The organism is uncultured Methylobacterium sp., from assembly GCF_964242245.1.
GTDB lineage: Bacteria > Pseudomonadota > Alphaproteobacteria > Rhizobiales > Beijerinckiaceae > Methylobacterium.
Map to the genome: position 1 here is coordinate 1 of NZ_CAXTBY010000198.1, position 3639 is coordinate 3639.

Here is a 3639-nt window from a genome sequence, read left to right on the forward strand (position 1 = left end):
CGAGCAGTAAGCTATACGCTCTTCAATGCGTCGGCTCGCCCGCCGACACCTTCGCGGTCCAGTCGTCGAAGGCGACCACGCGCTGGCGCTGCTCGCCGAGGCCGTCGATGCGCAAGCGCATCTCGTCGCCCGCCTTGAGGTAGCGCGGCGGCTTCATCCCGAGGCCGACGCCGGGCGGCGTGCCGGTGGTGATCACGTCGCCCGGCTCCAGCAGCATGAAATGCGAGACGTAGGCGACGAGCTGCGCCACGTCGAAGATCATCGTCGCCGTCGAGCCGGTCTGCATCCGCTGCCCGTTCACGTCGAGGCTCATCGACAGGGCCTTGATGTCCGGGATCTCGTCGAGCGTCACCAGCCAGGGGCCCAGCGGTCCGAAGGTCGGGCAGCCCTTGCCCTTGGTCCAGGTCGGGCCCCGGTCCATCTGGAATTCGCGCTCGGACACGTCGTTGCAGATGCACAGGCCCGCGACGTAGCCGAGCGCCTCGTTGGCGTGGACGTAGGAGGCGCGGGCGCCGATCACCACGGCGAGTTCCACCTCCCAGTCGGTCTTGGCGGAGCCCTTGGGGATGATCACCGTATCGTTGGCGCCGACGATGCAGGAGGGCGCCTTGTTGAAGACGATCGGCTCCTTGGGGATCGCAGACCCCGTCTCGGCGGCGTGGTCGGCGAAGTTGAGGCCGATCGCGACGAAGTTGCGGGTGCCGCCGACGCACGGGCCGAGACGGGTCTCTGCGGGCAAGAGGGGCAGCGTCTCCGGATCGATCAGGCGAAGCCGGTCGAAGGCCTCGCGGGACAGCGCGGGCCCGGCAAGGTCGCGCATCACGCCGGAAAGGTCGCGCAGGCCGCCCTGAGCGTCGATCAGGCCGGGTCTCTCGTCGCCGCTCGCGCCGTGCCGAACCAGTTTCATCGCTCGTCCATTCCCCCGGCGCCGCGGCGCATCGACCGGGAAGGTGGGTGCGGCGGCGATGGGGTCAAGCAGCGTCCGACGTGAAGGACCCCGGTGCCGCCGCCGGCGCTCAACGTTCGTCCGGTCCGATCAGGATCGGCAGAGAGGCGCGCGTGTCCATGCGCCGGAATGTGGCAAGAACCCCACATGGATCGCATAAAAGCGCCCATCCCCATCACGAGGCAAACATTCATGCAACATCCTACAGATGGTTTAGATGTGAACGAATAGTGCGGGGCGCGAACTCTGACGGCATACTCATGAGACCGGCATCGAATTTCCAAGCAATGAACACATGAAATGCTCACCTTTTAAGTCTATCGACTGCCCTTGAAACGCAGATCGAACAAAGGCACGGTCTCCTCCAAGGCAACGGGCTCGAATGGGCCGCACCGCTTCGAGTGCAGTGCCGAATCAGGAGGGACGACCATGGCGGCGACACTTCGCGCATCCGTGCTGGCCGGCGCGGCGGCATCGGCGCTGGCGCTCGGGACGGCGGGGGCGGAGGCAGGCGCCTTCGGGCTGCGCGAGCAGAGCGCCATCGCGGCCGGCATGGCCGATGCCGGCGCGGCCTCGGGGGGCGGGGGCGTCTCCTCGATGTTCTGGAACCCGGCCGTGGTGACGATGCGCCCCGGCTGGATCACCGAGCAGAACCTCACCTATATCGGACCCTCGGGCACGATCACGCCGACGACCCCGACCAACCCCGGCTTCATCGGGCTCGGCGGCTCGGGCGATATCGGCCAGGGCGCGGTGCTGCCCTCGGGCGCCACCGCCTACCAGCTCAATGACCGGCTCTGGGTCGGCATCCAGACCGGCGCGCCGTTCGGGCTCGTGACGAAGCCGCGCGACGTCTGGGCCGGCGAGGTCTACGGCCGCTCGAACCGCATCTTCTCGCTGGCCTTCAACCCCGTGGTCGGCTTCAAGGTCAACGAGTGGCTGTCCGTCGCCGCCGGCCCCAGCATCGAGTACTTCCGGCTCACCCTGCGGCAGGCGGTGCCGGTCCCCGGCCTGTCGCCGACCGTCTATCCGAGTTCGTTCCTCAAGGGTGAGTCCTGGGGCGTCGGCTTCACCGCCGGCGCGCTGATCACGCCCTGGGAGGGTACGGCCTTCGGCGTCGGCTACCGCTCCTCGGTGCATCACGACATCGAGGGCTCGATCGGCGTGCCGCTGCTCGCCCTCGCGCCGCTCGGCGGGCAAGTCCGCGCCAACCTCAACACGCCGGAGAAGCTCAGCGTCGGCCTGACGCAGGCGGTCGCACCGAACCTCCGGCTGAACCTCGGCTTCGAGTGGGACAACTGGTCGAGGCTCGGCACGGTCGGGATCGTCTCGCAGGCCCGCGGCGTGCCGGTGAACTATCTGCCGCTCAACTACAAGGATGGCTACACCTACGCGATCGGCGCGGAATACGACTGGTCGCAGGCGCTCACCCTGCGCGGCGGCGTGTCCTACGAGCAATCGCCGATCGATGTCTCGAACCGCTCCGTGCGCCTGCCGGACGGAGACCGGGTCAACCTCGCCGTCGGCGCCGGCTACCGCTGGAGCGAGAAGCTGATGCTCAACCTCGCCTACTCGCACCTGTTCGTCGAGCGCGGCCGTATCCTGGCCGGGCCGGGACGCGACTACAACACCGGCAACATCGTCTTCGCCGGCCTCGCGGAGAGCAGCGTCGATATCGTCTCGGTAGGCTTCCGCTACACCTTCGACGCCCCCGTGGCTCCGGTGCCGGCCCCGCTCGTGCGCAAATACTGAGGCCGATCGACCGAACGGCAAACGGCCCCGATGGATCGCCATCCTCCGGGGCCGTTCCGGTCGTGCCCGCCGAGGCGACTATGCCCAGGGGGATCAGGCCTTCATCCGCACGTAGGTGCCGGGCGCAGGCCCGAGGGAGGCCAGCGCACCGCCGCCGGGCTCGCGGGCCGGGACGCGCTCGGAGGCTTGGCGCTCCAGCCACTCGAACCAGTACGGCCACCACGAGCCTTTGGTCTCGGTCGCGGCCGCGATCCAGTCCTCCAGGCGGCCCTCCGCCCGCCCGCCGGTCCAGTAGCCGTACTTCGGCTTCGCGGGCGGGTTGACGACGCCCGCGATGTGGCCGGAGCCGGCCAGCACGTAGTCGACCGGGCCGCCGAACTTGGCCGAGCCCTCGAACACCGAGAGCGCCGGGGCGATGTGGTCCTCGCGGGTCGCGAGGTTGAAGACCGGCACCGTCACCTTCTTCAGGTCGAGGCGGACGTTGCCGAGCACCATCTTCCCCTTGGCGAGGTTGTTCTCCAGGTAGCAGTTGCGCAGGTAGAAGGCGTGGTTGGCCGCCGGCATCCGGGTGGCATCCGCGTTCCAGTACAGCAAGTCGAACGCCGAGGGCGCTTTGCCCTTGACGTAGTTGTTGACCACGTGGGACCAGATCAGGTCGTTGGGCCGCAGCATGTTGAAGGCGTTGGCCATCTTCGCGCCTTCGAGGTAGCCGCGCTCGGCCATGCGCGCCTCCACCTGCCGGATCTGCGCCTCGTCGGCGAAGACCTTCAGGTCGCCCGCGTGGGTGAAGTCGACCTGCGTCGTCAGGAACGTCGCGCTCTTGATCCGGCGGTTGCCGGTCGCCGCCTGCATGGCGAGGGTCACGGCGAGCAGCGTGCCGCCGACGCAGTAGCCCGCGGCCGCCACCTCGGTCTCGCCGGTGGCGACGCCGATCGCGTCGA

Annotated in this window: 3 protein-coding genes; 1 reads left to right on the plus strand and 2 read right to left on the minus strand. The window is 68.7% G+C overall.

What is annotated here, in order from left to right; translation table 11 throughout:
• Positions 1 to 22 precede the first annotated feature (22 nt).
• A complete protein-coding gene (locus ACFE8Y_RS21210) occupies positions 23 to 907 on the minus strand; it encodes a fumarylacetoacetate hydrolase family protein (protein ID WP_375466342.1) in 885 nt (294 codons plus the stop codon).
• A gap of 468 nt (positions 908 to 1375) precedes the next feature.
• Between ACFE8Y_RS21210 and ACFE8Y_RS21215 the strand changes: the two genes are divergently transcribed.
• On the plus strand, positions 1376 to 2698 hold the full coding sequence (locus ACFE8Y_RS21215; RefSeq protein ID WP_375466343.1) for an OmpP1/FadL family transporter: 1323 nt from the start codon (positions 1376 to 1378) through the stop codon (positions 2696 to 2698).
• Between the two features lie 93 nt (positions 2699 to 2791).
• On the opposite strand, the gene ACFE8Y_RS21220 is transcribed toward ACFE8Y_RS21215, so the two are convergent.
• Positions 2792 to 3639 (minus strand): PHA/PHB synthase family protein (locus ACFE8Y_RS21220; RefSeq protein ID WP_375466344.1); only part of this gene is annotated, 848 nt, incomplete at its 5' end.

Coding starts and splice junctions, on each gene's coding strand:
- ACFE8Y_RS21215 (WP_375466343.1), top strand. CDS start 1,376: ATGGCGGCGACACTTCGCGCATCCGTGCTGGCCGGCGCGGCGGCATCG.
- ACFE8Y_RS21210 (WP_375466342.1), bottom strand. CDS start 907: ATGAAACTGGTTCGGCACGGCGCGAGCGGCGACGAGAGACCCGGCCTG.